Genomic DNA, 14292 nt, shown 5'->3' on the forward strand with positions numbered 1-14292 from the left:
TTTGCTTTTTGGAGCCTGCATGTCTTCTACGGAAAGTCTTCCTGACTCGCGCCCGCCGTCCACGGTATCCCCGGCATCCCCGAGGCCCCCGCTTGCGGTGGCCAGCATCCAGATGGAGCCTCGCGTGGGGCGCAAGGGCGAAAACCTTGCGCACTCGGTGGATCTGATCGAGCGCGCCGCCGCCCAGGGCGCCAACCTCGTGGTGCTGCCCGAGCTGGCCAACACCGGCTATGTCTTTGCCAGCCGCGCCGAGGCACTTGCGCTGGCGGAGTCCGTCCCGGACGGCTCCTGCACCCAGGTCTGGATGGATGTGGCGCGGCGCTGCAATGTGCACATCGTTGCCGGCATTGCCGAGCGCGCGGGCGACCGTCTCTACAACACCGCCGTGGTCCTGGGTCCCCAGGGATACCTGGGCACCTACCGCAAGCTGCACCTGTGGGGAGACGAGAACGTGTTCTTCGAGCCCGGGGACCGGGGCCTGCCCGTGTTCGACACCGAATGGGGGCGCCTGGGCGTGCTGATCTGCTATGACGGCTGGTTTCCCGAAACCTATCGCCTGCTGGCCATGCAGGACGTGGACATCGTGGCCATGCCGACCAACTGGGTCCCCATGGGAGGTCAGCCCGCAGACCGGCCGGCCATGGCCAATACGCTGGCCATGGCCAATGCACACAGCAACGCGTTGAGCATCGTCTGCGCCTGCCGCACCGGCACGGAGCGCGGCCAGCCCTTCATAGGCCAGAGCCTGATCGTGGGCGCTGAAGGCTGGCCGCTGGCTGGCCCCGCCTCGGTGCATGCCGAGGAGATCCTGCACGCATCGATCGAACTGGAGGACGCGCGCCGCAAGCGCCGGTTGAGCGCCTTCAACCATGTGCTGTGCGACCGCAGGACCGACATCTACGACGCCATGCTGGGCACGGGATGGCCGCGCCCACAGCCCTGAGCCCTTTCCATCCATCCCCCTCTTTTTTTGGAGCCATTTGCATGAAAACGCTCACATCTATTGCACGCCGCACTGCGGCCCTGGCTTTCGCGCCCTTGCTGGCATGGCAGGTACACGCCGCCGAGCCCCTGCGCATCGGCGTGGCGGTCGGACTTTCAGGCGCCAACAGCGTCGTGGCCCCGGCCGTGGTGCAGGCTTCGCAACTGGCGGTGGAGGAGATCAATGCGGCCGGCGGCATCCTGGGGCGCAAGGTCGAACTGGAGATTGCCGACGACGCCTCGGGCGCCGTGGGCGCGCAAAAGGCCTTCGACACCCTGGTGTTCCAGAAGAAGGTCAGCGCGGTGATCGCCATGGAAACCAGCGCCGCGCGCAACGCGGCGCTGCCCGTGATCAACCGGGGCAAGCTCCCCTATATCTACACGTCGTTCTACGAAGGCCGTTCGTGCAATCCCTGGATGTACGTCAACGGCTGGGTGCCCGAGCAACAGGTGGCGCCCATGGTGGATTTTCTCGCCAAGAACCGCAATGCCAAGAACTTCTTTCTGGTGGGCAATGACTATGCGTTCGGCCGCGGCATGCTGGCATTCACGCGCAAGTACATAGAGCAGCAGGGCGGTAAGGTGGTGGGCGAGGAATATCTGCCCATCGATGGCAGCGACTGGACTTCGGTGCTGTCCAAGCTCCGGTCGGCAAAGGCCGACGCCCTGATCAGCGCCACGGCGGGCGGCGCCCCCAATGTGTCCCTGGCCAAGCAACTCAAGGCTGCAGGCCTGTCGCTGGCCTACGGCAACCTGGCCGTCGACGAGGGAACGGCCAGGACCATGGGCACCGATGCGCAGGGGATGCTCCTGTCGGCCTCGTACCTGACCGGCATAGACACGCCGGAGAACAAACGTTTCATGCAGGCCATGCAAAAGAAGTTCGGAGCGGAAATGAAAACGCCGAACGAGCTGTCCGAACCGCAGTACGAAGCCTTCCATCTGTTCAAGGCGGCGGTGGAGAAGGCCGGCTCCACGGACGCGGCGCTGGTGATCAGGGCGCTGGCGGAGGTGTCCTTCAATGGCCCGCGCGGCGTCATCCAGATGAGCCGCAGCCGGCACACGCCGCTGGCCATGCGCCTGGGCCAGGTCCAGGCCGACGGGACGGTCAAGGTGCTGGAGACTTTCGAGAAGGTGGACCCCGGCATGCAGTGCCCGAACCTCAAGTGACGGGCAGCCCCCTTCCACCGCAACCCTGCAAGGAGGCACCATGGTGCTGCTACTGGATTTGCTGACCACGGCGAGCATGCTGTTCATCGTCACGGTCGGGCTGATGATGATTTTCGGGGTGATGAAAATCGTCAACTTCGCGCATGGCGCCCTGCTCACGCTGGGCGGCTATGCCAGCTACGTGGTGACCCGGCTGCAGATCGATCCCTGGCTGGGCTGGCCGCTGGCCTTCGTCACGGGCGTGGCGGCGGGCATGCTGGTGGAGCGGCTGATCGTCAGGCCGCTGTACCGGCGGCCGCTCGATGCCATTTTGGCCACCTGGGGCCTGGGCATCGTCATCGGCCAGTTGATCATGATGGCGTTCGGCCGCGAGGTGCAGTTCGTCAGCGCCCCGCTGTCCGGAACCTGGCAGCTCCTGGGGGTGGACTACTCGGCCTACCGGCTCCTGCTGGTGCCCGTCGCGCTGCTCATGTGCCTGCTGCTGGCGGGCCTGCTCAATGCCACGGACTTCGGTGTCAGGACGCGCGCCGTGATCATGAATGAGGACCTCGCCAGCAGCCTGGGCATCCATTCGGGACGGGTGCGCTTCATCACGTTCAGCCTCGGCGCCGGCCTGGGCACCCTGGCCGGCGCCATGATCACGCCGCTGTCCAGCGTGGACCCGAACATGGGCCTGTCCTGGCTGGTCAGCGCCTTCATGCTGGTCATGGTGTCCGGCCATTCCATGGGCGGCCTGCTGTTGACCTGTGCGGTGTTCGGTACGGCCCAGGTGCTGGTCAGCACCTATGCCAGCCCGGTCCTTGGCGGCCTGACCATCGCCGTTCTTGCCGCCGTCACGCTGCGCATCCGCCCACGGGGGTTCTCCCATGGCTGAAGCACACATACCTGGCAGCGCCGCGCTGCCCGCCCGGACCGCATCAGCGCCCTGGCTGCGCCCCACGGCAGTCCTGGCAACACTGGCCGTGCTGGCGTTCGCGGCAGGGCCCTGGATTTTCGACAGCTATCTGCAGAACATTCTCGTCAAGGCCTTTTTCTTCGCCATCGTGGCCGTGACCGTGGACATTCTCTGGGGCCATACGGGCTATCTGACCTTCGGGCAGTCAGCGTTCTTCGGCATGGGCGCCTATGCGGCCGGCCTGGTCTTCACATACATGGGGCCGGGTCCGGCCTCGGCCCTGCTGGCCATGGGGCTGGCGGTGGCTGCCTGCGCCGTCGTGGCGGCCCTGGTGGGCTGGCTGTCCTTTTACCGGGGAGCTTCCCCGTTCTTTGCCACGGTGATCTCGCTGGTGCTGCCCATCGTGCTGACGCAGTTGCTGCTGTCCGGAGGCGAGTGGACGGGGTCCAGTTCGGGCCTGACGGGCTACGAGAGTTTCGATCTGTCCATGCAGGCCTGGTACGGCATCGCAATGGGCGCGCTGGCAATGGCAGGCGGCCTGGGCTGGATGCTGGTGCGCAGCGACGCCGGCCGGGTGCTGTCGGCCATCCGCGACAACGAAGTGCGCTGCACCTACCTGGGCCTCGATACATCGATCGTCAAGATCCTCCTGCTGGTGGCCATGGCGGCCGTCGCGGGCCTGGCCGGATTCGGGTACGGCTCCTTCAGCGGCGTGGTGGCGCCCGAACTGGCGGGCTTTGCGCTGGGTACCGAGTTCATCATCTGGGTGGCGCTGGGCGGCAGGGGCACGCTGTGGGGCCCTCTGGCCGGCGCGGTACTGATCAATGTGGCCACCGCCTATCTGGGCAGCAGCATGCCGTTTGCCTGGCAACTCATCCTGGGGGCGGCCTTCGTCGTCGTGATCGTGCTGCTTCCGCAAGGCCTGATGCCCCTGCTGCTCAAGCCCTTCAGGACCGGGCAGGATGCTGCAGACCCGCCTCTTTTGCAGGAGCGCGCCCCGCGGGAGATGGACGGCATGCCGGACAGGGAAGACAGGCTGCAGAAAGCGGCCATCCACATGCAGGGTGTGGCCAGGCACTACGGTGCACTGAAGGTGCTGCAGGGCATCGACCTGGAGGCCCATGCCGGGGAGCTGGTGGGGCTGATCGGGCCGAACGGCGCCGGCAAGACGACGCTGATGCGCTGCATGAGCGACGGCGCCGAGCGCAGCGCGGGGACGGTACGGCTGTGCGGCCATGACATTGGGCGCCAGCCTCCCGAGGCCTGCGTGCGCTTCGGGCTGGGGCGCAAGTTCCAGAACGCCAATATCTTCGAATCGCTGACCGTGGCCGAGTGCCTGCGCATCGCAGGAACGCGGCTGGAGCGGCCTTCGCTGGTGCGCCGCGATGGCACGCTGCGCCTGCCGCCCTATGCCCTGCATGTGGTGCGCATGACGGCGCTGGAGCACAAGCTCGGCCACGTGGCGCGCGACCTGTCCCACGGCGAGCAGCAGGCGCTTGAACTGGCCATGGTGCTGGCGCTGGAGCCGCGCGTGGTGCTGCTGGACGAGCCCACAGCCGGGCTGACCCAAACCGAGCGCACGCAGATCGGCGAAGTCCTGGCCTCGCTGGCCGGGCGCTACCGGCTGTGCTGCCTGCTGGTCGAGCATGACCTGGACTTCGTGGAGCAGATCGCCACGCGCGTCGTGGTGCTGCACCAGGGAAGCATCGCCATGCAGGGCAGTTTCCGCGACGTGGTGGACTCGCCCCTGGTCAGGAAGATTTATTCGGGCAGTGCCCACGGGCACAAGGAGGCGGCATGAATTCCACCGTGCTGGCACTGGACGGTGTCACCAGCGGCTACGGGGGCTCGGTCGTCCTGCGCAATCTGTCGTTGGCCATCGGACAGGGCGAAGCCGTCGCCCTGCTGGGCAAGAACGGCATGGGCAAGAGCACGCTGCTCAAGACCATCATGGGTTTTCTGCCCAAGAAGACGGGGGCCGTACGCCTGCATGGCGAGGACATCACGCGCATGGCACCCCACCGCATCGCCCGGCGCGGCATGGCCTACGCGGCACAGGAGCATGCGCTGTTTGCCGATCTCAGCATCCGCGACAACCTGCGGCTGGGACTGGCGCAGCAGGCCTTGTTTCCGGAGCGCCTGGCCGCCGTGGAGCCCCTGTTTCCGCTGTTCGGCAGCCGGCTGCAGCAACCTGCGGGCACGCTGTCGGGCGGAGAGCAGAAGATGCTGCTGCTGGCCAGGGCGCTGATGATGCGCCCCTCGGTGATCGTGCTCGACGAAATCACGGAGGGCCTGCAGCCCTCGGTGATCGAGCGGCTGGCCCATGCCCTGGCCCAGGAGCGCCAGCGCCATGGCACGGCGATGCTGATCGTGGAGCAGAACGTGCCGTTTGCGCTGCAGGTGGCAGACCGGTACGCGATCCTCAAGCAAGGCGAGCTGATCGACGAGGGGCCGGCCCGTGCGGCTGGTACGGTCGAGGCGGTGTTCGGACATCTGCGGGTCTGACCCTTGCCAGCACGGAGCAAACCCCATGCCTTATGCCCCCGCATTCTTACCCGCATCCGCCGAAACTTCGTGTCTTGCTGCCCGTCCGGCAGGACCGCAGGCACTGGACGCGTATCCCGCGACCAGGAATCTCCAACCAGTGAAAGCCGCTCCATGACCCACGAAACACAGATGGACGATGGCTGGCGCATCGGCGTGCTGTTCTCGCGCTCCGGCCCCACGGGGGTGACGGAGTCCGAGCACTTCCTCGGCACTGCCCTGGCCATCGAGGAAATCAACCAGCTCGGCGGCGTTCTGGGCCGACCGCTGATCCCTGTGGCCTACGACCCCAGGGGCGATGCGACGGAGTACCGCAAGCTCGCCACGCGGCTGCTGCTGGAAGATGAGGTCAACGTGATCTTCGGCTGTTCGCGCTCTTCCAGCCGCAAGGCGGTGCTTCCGGTGATAGAGCGCAACAACGCACTGCTGTGGTATTGCTCGTTCTATGAGGGCTTCGAGTATTCGCCCAACGTGATCTACACGGGGGCCGTGCCCAACCAGAACAATGTGCCACTGGCCGCCTATCTGCTGCAGAACCGGGGCCGCAAGCTGTTTTTCGTGGGCGCCGACTACATCTACCCCCGCGAGTCCAACCGCATCATGCGCGACCTGGTGGAACAACACGGAGGCGAGGTGCTCGACGAGGTCTATCTGCCGCTGGAGGCCAGCCGCGCCGAAGTCGAGGAAGTCCTCGCCGATATCCGCACCGCGCAGCCCGATGCGGTGTTCTCCACCATGGTCGGCCAGTCTGCGCGGCAGTTCTACCAGCTGTACCGCGACTTCGGGCTGGACCCGCTGCGCATTCCCATTGCCAGCCTGTCCATGGTGGAGGAAGAGATACGCCAGATCGGCCCGCCGCTGTGCGAGGGACACATCACGGCTGCCACCTACTTCGGCTCGGTGGCCGGCGAGGGCAACCAGCGCTTCATCGCACTGTGGCGCTCGCGCTTTGGCGACCGACCCACCAGCATGTGGTCCGAGCTGGCCTATGCCCAGGTTCACCTGTTCGCCCAGGCGCTGCAGCGTTCGGGCAGCCTGGACAGGCGCAAACTGGTGGAGGCTGTGCATCAGGTGAAATTTGAAGCGCCCGAGGGGCTGATCACCGTGGACCCCGAGAACAACCATTGCAGCCTGACGCCGCGCATAGGCATCTGCCGCAGCGACGGGCAGTTCGACATCGTCTGGGAAGCCGGGGAGCCGATCCGGCCGGACCCTTATCTATCCACCTTCGGGTTTTCCGAGTTCTGGCTGAGGTGAGCCCATGAGTTCCAGCCTGCGACGCCTCTACGAAGACCTGCGCAGCATCTGCGTTGCCGTCGTCCACCCACCCGGGGAGGACCGCGACATCATCGTCGAGCAGCTGCAGCGCATCGGATGCCGGCTGCGGATCATCTGGCCGCTGCCTGGGGAGCCGCCCTCCGGCGCCGATGTGATCTTCTTCCAGGTCACCCAGGATCTGGAGGCCAACTCCGGCTGGAATGCCGGCACCGTAGACGCGGCGCTGGTCGCCCTGTCGGACTACGAAAGCCCCACCACCCTGAAGCTGCTGCTGGACACCCAGGCCCATGGCGTGATCACCAAGCCGTTCCGCTCCTCCGGCATTCTCAGCACGCTGGTGCTGGCCAGGTCGGCCCAGGGGTTCCAGCAGCGGCTGCAGGGCAAGATCGACAAGCTCGAATCCACCATCAAGTCGCGCCGCCAGATCGAGAAGGCCATCCGCGTGCTGGTGGACCACCAGCAGATGACGGAGGAGCAGGCCTATGTGCACATGCGCGAGCGCGCCACCGGCCTGCGGGTGACCGTGGCCGAGGTGTCGGCCCTGGTGCTGGAGACCCATGAGGCCATGGAGAAGCTGGGCTTCGCCAAGGCACCCGGGCCGGCGCGGCGGCGGTGATGCCTTCGGCTCACAGCACCGGACTGAGCATCGCCAGCAGGTTGTTCCAGATGCGCCGGCCCCAGGGCCAGGCGTGGACCTGGGCGGCGGTGATGCGGTCGGACTGGCGGATGTAGTCGGCCTGGCGCCGGCGGATGGCCTGGGTCACGGCCTCGTCCTGCAGCAGCACATTGTTCTCGAAGTTCAGGTCGAAGCTGCGCAGGTCCAGGTTGGTGGAGCCCAGCAAAGCCACTTGCCCGTCCACGCACAGGGTCTTGGCATGCAGCAGGCCGGGGCGGAATTCATGGAGCATGACGCCGGCACGCAGCAGGTAGCGGTAGGTGCTGCGGCTGGCCGCGCCCACGATCCACGAATCGTTGCGCGCGGGCAGGATGAGACTGACCTGCACGCCGCGCCAGGCGGCGGCGCACAGGGCCTCGAGCACCGTGGCGTCGGGAATGAAGTAAGGGGTGGAGATCACGACCTCGCGCCGTGCGCTGGCCAGCAGCGTGGACACGAGCTGCGAGGTGGAGCGGGGCCGCTCGGCCGGGCCTTCGGCAATGACGACGGCGGCAAAGCCGTCTGCAGGCCGGTCGGGCAGACCGTTTGCGGACCGGACAGCCAACGGCATGGGAGGAACCTGGGCGACGCTGCGTGCCTGCGCCCAGTCGCTGGCGAACACCTGCTGCATCTGCGCCACCACCGGACCCTGCATGCGCAGCATGACATCGACCCAGGGCGCATAGCGGGCCTTGACGGCAAAGGCTTCATCCGCGCAGTTCTGGCTGCCGCAGTAGGTGATGCGCTGGTCGATCACGGTGATCTTGCGGTGGTTGCGCAGGTCCAGGCGGCTGGTGAACATCACGCGGATCGGATGGCTGGTGGGCAGGGCCACGGCCAGTTGCACGCCCGCCTGGGCCATCTGCTGCCAGAGGTCGGTGCGCAGCAGCGCGCGCGAGCCCAGGCCGTCCACCATGGCGCGGCAGACCACGCCACGCCGTGCCGCGCGCACCAGCGCCTGGGCCACGGCCGTGCCCGTGTGATCAGCCAGCCAGATGTAGTACAGCACGTTGATTTCATGCTGGGCGGCGTCCATGTCGGCCAGCATGCGGGCGCGGGCCTCGGCGCCATCGGCCATGAGCTGCGCGGTGTGGCCCGGCTGTGCGGCAAAGCGGTTGATGGAGGCCGCATAGCCGAAGGCAGCCTGCCACTGCGGGGCGATGCCTGCTATCGGCACGGCGGCGCCGTGGTCCATGGCAGCGCCTGCCGCGAAGTCCTGCACCTTGCGGTACCGGGCCCGGCCGCGGCGGCGCAGCGTGACTTCGCCAAACAGGTAGTACAGCGCGCAACTGACGTAGGGCAGCAGCACGATGACGGTGAGCCAGCCCATGCGAACGTCGGGGCGCACATCGTCACGCAAAAGGATGCGCAGGCCGAAACCCGCGATGAGCAGCAGATGCAATGCGATAAGCAGCCAGGTCATGCGGCCAGCATAGCGGCGGCATTGCGGACCTGTTTCTCAGGCGCGCAATGTTTCACGGGGGCACGGGCCTTGATCTGCGGCGGGCGGCTGCACACCGGTGATGGATCCAGGAACAGAATTCCACGAAAAACCTGAATCATGACGAAAGTACACGCACACATCCCACGGAACTTTCCCGTTGGATGAAGAAAATGACGATGGCGTGACGGTTATGCCCAGCGACTGTGGGCCTGCCTGTGGACAAGCTTCGGGACAACCCGTGTTTGCGGCGCCAGCCTTGGCTTTGCCGGTGGCGCTCAAAAAACAGGCATGTTGCGCCGCCGCCGCAATGTTTCACGCAGCACCGGCAGGGTTCTCAGCGAAAGCGGAAACGGCCTTCGACGAACATGGAGGACCGGTGGCCGCCCTCGCTGGCCGGATCGGCAAAGGACCAGAAGGCCTGCACCGTTCCCTGGGCCGTGTCTATGACCTGGCTGACGGTGAAACCGGTTTTCTCGATCCAGTTGAGGAAGTGCAGGCTGTCGCTGACCTGCAGGTAGCTGAGCCGTTCGCAGCCGTCGGACACATGGCCCAGGGAATCGACCACATGCCAGACCATCTGGCCCTGCGGCGTGTACCGCACATCAGCCTTGCTATCGGGGAAATCGATGACCGCTTCGCGCCCGATCAAGGTGCCGGCGTATTGCATGGACAACATGGACATGGTGTGTTGCTCCTCTGATGCGGGGTTCTGGCCCGACCCGTGATGGCATGTTCACGCGCCGCGTCCCCGCTGTTTGTGGGAGCAGGCCGCATGCCTTCGTCGGCAGCATGGCGCAGGCGGTTCGGCCTGCAGGGCGGCGGCATTTCGCAGATACTGCGCGTGCTCTGCCACGGACTTCCGATCTTGCCCTCCTCCCCGCTTCCCCCCACTTCGGCCGACAGCCCCGCTGCCGGCCTGCGCAACAGCGCCTTCGTCCCTTTCGTCATGGCGCGCATGCTGTCCATGTTCGCCCAGCAGATGCAGGCCGTGGTCGTCGCCTGGCAGGTCTACGACCTGACGCGCGACCCCATGTCCCTGGCCTATGTGGGACTGGCCCAGTTCCTGCCCATGCTGGCGCTGCTGATTCCGGCAGGCGACCTCAGCGACCGCATGAGCCGCAAGCGCCTGCTGTCGGGCAGCTGGGCCGTGGCGGCGCTGTGCTCCCTGCTGCTGCTGTGGCTGTCCTGGCACGAAGGCGCTGCCGCGCACGATGTGCACTGGATCTACGCCGTGCTGGTGCTGTTCGGCTGCAGCCGCGCCTTCACGGGGCCGGCCCTGCAAAGCCTGCTGCCGCAGATCGTGCCGCGCGAGCAGCTGGCCCAGGCGCTGGCCACCAACAGCATGCTGATGCGCACGGCCGCCATCGCGGCGCCCGTGCTGGGCGGCCTGCTCTACGCCTGGGGCGGCGCCGTGCTGACCTATGCGGTCTGCGGCGTGTCCCTGGTGCTGGCCGTGCTGCTGCTGGGCACGGTGCCCGTGCGCTATGCCGAAGCCATGGCGCCGGCCGGCGGCTCGCTGTGGCTGCGCTTTGGCGAAGGCATCCACTTCATCCGCACGCGCCCCATCATCCTGGGCACGATTTCGCTGGACCTGTTCGCCGTGCTGCTGGGCGGCGTGGTGGCCCTGCTGCCCGTGTACGCGCACGAGGTGCTCAAGGTCGGGCCCGAAGGCCTGGGCCTGCTGCGCTCGTCCATGACCGTGGGCGAGGTGGCCATGGGCCTGTGGCTGTCGGCCCGCCCCATACAGCGCCATGTGGGCCGCGTGATGTTCGCCGCCGTGGCCATCTTCGGCGTGGCCAATCTGGTGTTTGCGCTGTCGCACTGGTTCTGGCTGTCCATGGCGGCGCTGATGCTGGCGGGTGCGGCCGACATGGTGAGCGTGTACATCCGCTCGGCCCTGGTGCAGTTTTCCACGCCCGACTCCATGCGCGGGCGCGTGAACGCGGTGAACATGCTGTTCATCGGCTCGTCCAACGAACTGGGCGAGTTCCGTGCCGGCACCAGCGCCGCCTGGCTGGGCGCGGTGCCCGCTGCCGTGGTGGGCAGCCTGTGCACACTGGGCGTGGTCGGCAGCTGGATGACCCTGTTCAAGCCGCTGCGCGACGTGGACCGGCTGGAAGACGCGGCCCGCGTGGGCCAGGGCTAAAGCAGCTCGGCCCGCAGCTGCTGCGCAGTTTTGGGCGACAGCAGGCCGGGCGCCACGTCAAAGACGGTCCTGCAGCCCGTCTGCCCCGATTGCTGCAGCCGGTGCACGGCGCGCGCATAGGCCACGAGCACGCTGGCCGTGAACTCCGGGTTGCTGTCCAGCTGCAGCCGGTATTCGATGGAATGGCGCAGCCCATCGGAGCTGCTGCCGCTGCGGATGACGAAGCCGCCATGCGGCATGGCCGCATGGTCACGGGCCAGCTCCTGCGCGCTGATGAAGTGCACCGTGGTGTCGTACTCGTCGAAGTAATGCGGCATGCCGGTGATGGCCTGGCGCACGCCGTCGGCATCGGCCCCATGCTCCAGCACCACAAAGCACTCGCGCCGGTGCCGCTCGCGCGCAGACAGTTCGGGCCGCACGCCGCTGCGCACGCGCTGCACGGTCTCGTCCACGGGAATGGTGTACTGCACGCCGCCGGCCACGCCGGGAATGCGGCGGATGGCGTCGGAGTGCCCCTGGCTCAGGCCCTTGCCCCAGAAGGTGTAGGTGGCGCCATCGGGCAGCAGGGCCTCGCCCATGAGGCGCTGCAGGGAGAACATGCCCGGGTCCCAGCCGGCCGAGATCAGCGCCGTGGTGCCCGCCGCGCGGGCCGCCGCGTCGACCAGCTCGAAATGCCCGGGAATGCGCGCATGCGTGTCAAAGCTGTCCACCAGGCTGAAATGTGCGGCCAGCGCGGGGGACTGCTGCGGCAGGTCGTCCTTGGAGCCGCCGCACAGCACCAGCACGTCGATGCCTGCGCGATGGGCCAGCAGGCTGTCCATGCCGTGCACGGGCGTGCCGGGCTGCAGCGGACGCAGCTGCGCCGGATCGCGGCGGGTGTAGATGCCGGCCAGCACCATGTCGGGGTTGCGGGCAATGGCCGCCTCCACGCCACGGCCCAGGTTGCCGTGGCCGACGATGGCGATGCGGATGGGAGCGGTGCTGCGATGGTCCATGCGGTGCGGTGCCTTTGCGATGAGGTTCAAAAACTGCGGCTCGAAAATGAGGTTCATGCGCCAGCGCAGAACCAGGCGCGATCTTGCATCGCCACGGAGCCGCCAGTCGTGCACTGCCGGGCAGCACTGCGTTGCCCTGCGCGGGGGTACTGAGCGGCGATATTGGGCAGGGGCATTGGGAGAGGGTCGTGGGCCGTGGTGGACAGCAGCGCCTACACTCACGCCCTCATGTCCCAGCCCTCATCCCCCATCGCCCAGCCGCTGCCCTCGGAGTGCGGCGACGCACCGCTGCACATCCTCTGGCGCGACGAGCACCTGGTGGCGGTCTACAAGCCCGCAGGCTGGCTGGTGCACCGCACGGGACTGGACGCGCACGAGACGCGCTTCGTGCTGCAGACCCTGCGCGACCAGCTGGGCTGCCATGTGCACCCTGCGCACCGGCTGGACAAGGGCACCTGCGGCGTGCTGGTGATGGCCCTGCATGCCCAGGCCGCGCAGCGGCTGGGCCAGGCGTTTGCCGGGCAGCAAGTGCGCAAGCAATACCTGGCGCTGGTGCGCGGCTGGCTGCCCGATGCGGTGGAGGTGGACCACGCGCTCCGACCCGACGATGCGCCCGAGGACGCGCCAGCCCAGCCCGCACGGACTGCGCTGCGCTGCCTGGCCCGGCTCGAATGGCCCGAGGCCTTTGATCCGCGCCATGCGGCCACGCGGATTTCGCTGGTCCAGGCGCTGCCTGCCACGGGCCGCCGCCACCAGATACGCCGCCATCTCAAGCATGTGGCCCATCCCATCATTGGCGACGCCACGCATGGCAAGGGGCCGCTGAACCGCTGGTGGGCCGAGCGCCTGGGCCTGCAGCGGCTGTGGCTGCATGCCCATGCGCTGGAGCTGGCGCACCCGATGACGGGCGAGCCGCTGCGCTTGGAGGCCGACTGGAGCCGGCTGGGCCATGTGCCCGATGTGCAGCAATGGCGCGCGCTGTGCGCCCTGCCCGGCTGGCAGGCCTGTGCGGGCCTGCCGGCGACGGCCGGGCTGGATCAGGCAGCTTCGGCAGGCGCGCCCGTTTCAGGCTGCTCCATCAGCGGCGCGGCCACGTAGGCGTAGTCGGCCGAGGCATCGGCCTTGAGCACGCCCGACAGCAGCTCCACCAGACGCTCGTTGCCCATCTTGAAGCCGCAGGCCTGGGCATGGCCGCCGCCGCCGAAGCTTTCGGCCAGCGCAATGCAGTTGAACTCCGAGCGCGATCGCAGCCCGACCTTCACCCCCTTGGTGCTGGCATGCCACATCAGCGCGAAGCTGCCGCTCTGGCGCGCCAGCAGGTCGCCGACCTGGCTGTGGAACATGCCGGGGCAGTTGACCATCAGGCCCTGCATGCCGTTGAAGACCAGGGGCTGGGCGGACTCGGAAATGTCGGCGCACAGCTTCTGGAATTTCTCGTCCATGGCGCCGCCGCGTGCCATGAAGGCAGCTTCCTGCTCGGGCGTGAAGGCCGCGATCTCGGCCCAGCGCTCGAAGCTGCGCGGCTCCATGTCCAGCGCCGCGAGAAAGCCCGCGCTCTCGGCGAATTCCCACTTCCAGATGTCGCGGTCCTCGATGAATCGGATCAGGCCCGGCACGGGCTTGTCGGCCTGGAAGAACTCCCAGGCCAGGCGCGCGCCGGACTTGTTCATGTCGAAGTGCACGACGCCGCAGCGGCACTGGTAGCCGGTGAGCTTTTCGGCAGCGCTCTTGTGGTGGTCCAGCACCACGAGCTTGGACACGCGCGACTCGATCTCGGCCATCAGTTCGGGCTCGAAGGCGAAGTCCAGCACGTAGACCGCGCGGCCGGCCAGCTCGCCCAGGTCGTCGGCCGTCTGGATCTCGCCATGGTCCAGCCCGCGGAATTCGGCCTGCCCGCCGTAGAACAGCCAGGCCGCCAGCGCCGCGCCATAGCCGTCCGGGCAGCGGCGGCCGTGGTACAGGATCAGGGGCTGGGGATCGTCATGCTCGGGACGCACGAACAATTGCAGGGGCAGGATGGTGTTTTTCATGATGGGGGCGATTGTCGGTCCTGGCGCCATTCCCCTGCATCTGCGCCAACTCCCGGGCCAGGGCATTGCGCGGGCAGCTATCAAAGAACGTAGCGCAAAGCCTCGGCAGCACAAGGCCTATCGGCGCGGCAGACGGCATAGGCAAACCCCAGGA

Annotated in this window: 13 protein-coding genes; 9 read left to right on the forward strand and 4 right to left on the reverse strand. The window is 67.4% G+C overall.

What is annotated here, in order from left to right:
- Positions 1–19: 19 nt before the first annotated feature.
- The 7 genes from AAN986_RS19720 (at position 20) to AAN986_RS19750 (ending at position 7484) form a co-directional block, all read left to right on the forward strand.
- A complete protein-coding gene (locus tag AAN986_RS19720) occupies positions 20–943 on the forward strand; it encodes a nitrilase family protein (RefSeq protein WP_277422861.1) in 924 nt (307 codons plus the stop codon).
- Between the two features lie 41 nt (positions 944–984).
- Positions 985–2151: a substrate-binding protein gene (locus tag AAN986_RS19725; protein WP_047218586.1), complete on the forward strand. Its 1167-nt coding sequence runs from the start codon at positions 985–987 to the stop codon at positions 2149–2151.
- Between the two features lie 40 nt (positions 2152–2191).
- Positions 2192–3025 carry a branched-chain amino acid ABC transporter permease gene (locus AAN986_RS19730; protein ID WP_047218587.1) on the forward strand — a complete coding sequence of 278 codons (834 nt, stop codon included), beginning with the start codon at positions 2192–2194 and terminating at the stop codon, positions 3023–3025.
- On the forward strand, positions 3018–4847 hold the full coding sequence (locus AAN986_RS19735; RefSeq protein WP_082138101.1) for an ATP-binding cassette domain-containing protein: 1830 nt from the start codon (positions 3018–3020) through the stop codon (positions 4845–4847). The genes AAN986_RS19730 and AAN986_RS19735 overlap by 8 nt, the downstream gene beginning before the upstream one ends.
- Positions 4844–5551 carry an ABC transporter ATP-binding protein gene (locus AAN986_RS19740; RefSeq protein WP_047218588.1) on the forward strand — a complete coding sequence of 236 codons (708 nt, stop codon included), beginning with the start codon at positions 4844–4846 and terminating at the stop codon, positions 5549–5551. The genes AAN986_RS19735 and AAN986_RS19740 overlap by 4 nt, the downstream gene beginning before the upstream one ends.
- A 153-nt stretch (positions 5552–5704) precedes the next feature.
- On the forward strand, positions 5705–6847 hold the full coding sequence (locus tag AAN986_RS19745; RefSeq protein WP_047218589.1) for a transporter substrate-binding domain-containing protein: 1143 nt from the start codon (positions 5705–5707) through the stop codon (positions 6845–6847).
- A gap of 4 nt (positions 6848–6851) precedes the next feature.
- Complete coding sequence (locus tag AAN986_RS19750; RefSeq protein WP_206424536.1) at positions 6852–7484, forward strand: ANTAR domain-containing protein; 633 nt, start codon at positions 6852–6854, stop codon at positions 7482–7484.
- A gap of 10 nt (positions 7485–7494) precedes the next feature.
- On the opposite strand, the gene cls is transcribed toward AAN986_RS19750, so the two are convergent.
- On the reverse strand, positions 7495–8946 hold the full coding sequence (cls, locus tag AAN986_RS19755) for a cardiolipin synthase (protein ID WP_016453891.1): 1452 nt from the start codon (positions 8944–8946) through the stop codon (positions 7495–7497).
- Between the two features lie 355 nt (positions 8947–9301).
- Positions 9302–9649: a hypothetical protein gene (locus tag AAN986_RS19760; protein WP_012204400.1), complete on the reverse strand. Its 348-nt coding sequence runs from the start codon at positions 9647–9649 to the stop codon at positions 9302–9304.
- A 90-nt stretch (positions 9650–9739) separates the two neighbouring features.
- On the opposite strand from AAN986_RS19760, the gene AAN986_RS19765 reads away from it, so the two are divergent.
- Complete coding sequence (locus AAN986_RS19765) at positions 9740–11113, forward strand: MFS transporter (protein WP_016450471.1); 1374 nt, start codon at positions 9740–9742, stop codon at positions 11111–11113.
- On the opposite strand, the gene AAN986_RS19770 is transcribed toward AAN986_RS19765, so the two are convergent.
- Positions 11110–12108, reverse strand: a complete 999-nt coding sequence (locus tag AAN986_RS19770) for a diaminopimelate dehydrogenase (RefSeq protein WP_047218626.1) — start codon at positions 12106–12108, stop codon at positions 11110–11112. The genes AAN986_RS19765 and AAN986_RS19770 overlap by 4 nt on opposite strands.
- A 228-nt stretch (positions 12109–12336) precedes the next feature.
- On the opposite strand from AAN986_RS19770, the gene AAN986_RS19775 reads away from it, so the two are divergent.
- Positions 12337–13206: a pseudouridine synthase gene (locus tag AAN986_RS19775; protein ID WP_223275230.1), complete on the forward strand. Its 870-nt coding sequence runs from the start codon at positions 12337–12339 to the stop codon at positions 13204–13206.
- Here the strand turns inward: AAN986_RS19775 and AAN986_RS19780 are convergent.
- Positions 13146–14138, reverse strand: a complete 993-nt coding sequence (locus AAN986_RS19780; protein WP_016453896.1) for a DHHA1 domain-containing protein — start codon at positions 14136–14138, stop codon at positions 13146–13148. The two genes, AAN986_RS19775 and AAN986_RS19780, sit on opposite strands and share 61 nt — an antisense overlap.
- Positions 14139–14292: the final 154 nt, after the last annotated feature.

Source organism: Delftia sp. DS1230, from assembly GCF_040112715.1.
In the GTDB taxonomy this organism is placed as follows: Bacteria; Pseudomonadota; Gammaproteobacteria; order Burkholderiales; family Burkholderiaceae_C; genus Comamonas; species Comamonas tsuruhatensis.

Bases quoted from the DNA above. Each gene is read 5' to 3' on its own strand.
- AAN986_RS19720 (WP_277422861.1), top strand. From the start codon at position 20: ATGTCTTCTACGGAAAGTCTTCCTGACTCGCGCCCGCCGTCCACGGTA.
- AAN986_RS19745 (WP_047218589.1), top strand. From the start codon at position 5,705: ATGACCCACGAAACACAGATGGACGATGGCTGGCGCATCGGCGTGCTG.
- AAN986_RS19725 (WP_047218586.1), top strand. From the start codon at position 985: ATGAAAACGCTCACATCTATTGCACGCCGCACTGCGGCCCTGGCTTTC.
- AAN986_RS19780 (WP_016453896.1), bottom strand. From the start codon at position 14,138: ATGAAAAACACCATCCTGCCCCTGCAATTGTTCGTGCGTCCCGAGCAT.
- AAN986_RS19770 (WP_047218626.1), bottom strand. From the start codon at position 12,108: ATGGACCATCGCAGCACCGCTCCCATCCGCATCGCCATCGTCGGCCAC.
- AAN986_RS19730 (WP_047218587.1), top strand. From the start codon at position 2,192: ATGGTGCTGCTACTGGATTTGCTGACCACGGCGAGCATGCTGTTCATC.
- AAN986_RS19775 (WP_223275230.1), top strand. From the start codon at position 12,337: ATGTCCCAGCCCTCATCCCCCATCGCCCAGCCGCTGCCCTCGGAGTGC.
- AAN986_RS19735 (WP_082138101.1), top strand. From the start codon at position 3,018: ATGGCTGAAGCACACATACCTGGCAGCGCCGCGCTGCCCGCCCGGACC.
- cls (WP_016453891.1), bottom strand. From the start codon at position 8,946: ATGACCTGGCTGCTTATCGCATTGCATCTGCTGCTCATCGCGGGTTTC.
- AAN986_RS19765 (WP_016450471.1), top strand. From the start codon at position 9,740: ATGCCTTCGTCGGCAGCATGGCGCAGGCGGTTCGGCCTGCAGGGCGGC.
- AAN986_RS19760 (WP_012204400.1), bottom strand. From the start codon at position 9,649: ATGTCCATGTTGTCCATGCAATACGCCGGCACCTTGATCGGGCGCGAA.
- AAN986_RS19740 (WP_047218588.1), top strand. From the start codon at position 4,844: ATGAATTCCACCGTGCTGGCACTGGACGGTGTCACCAGCGGCTACGGG.
- AAN986_RS19750 (WP_206424536.1), top strand. From the start codon at position 6,852: ATGAGTTCCAGCCTGCGACGCCTCTACGAAGACCTGCGCAGCATCTGC.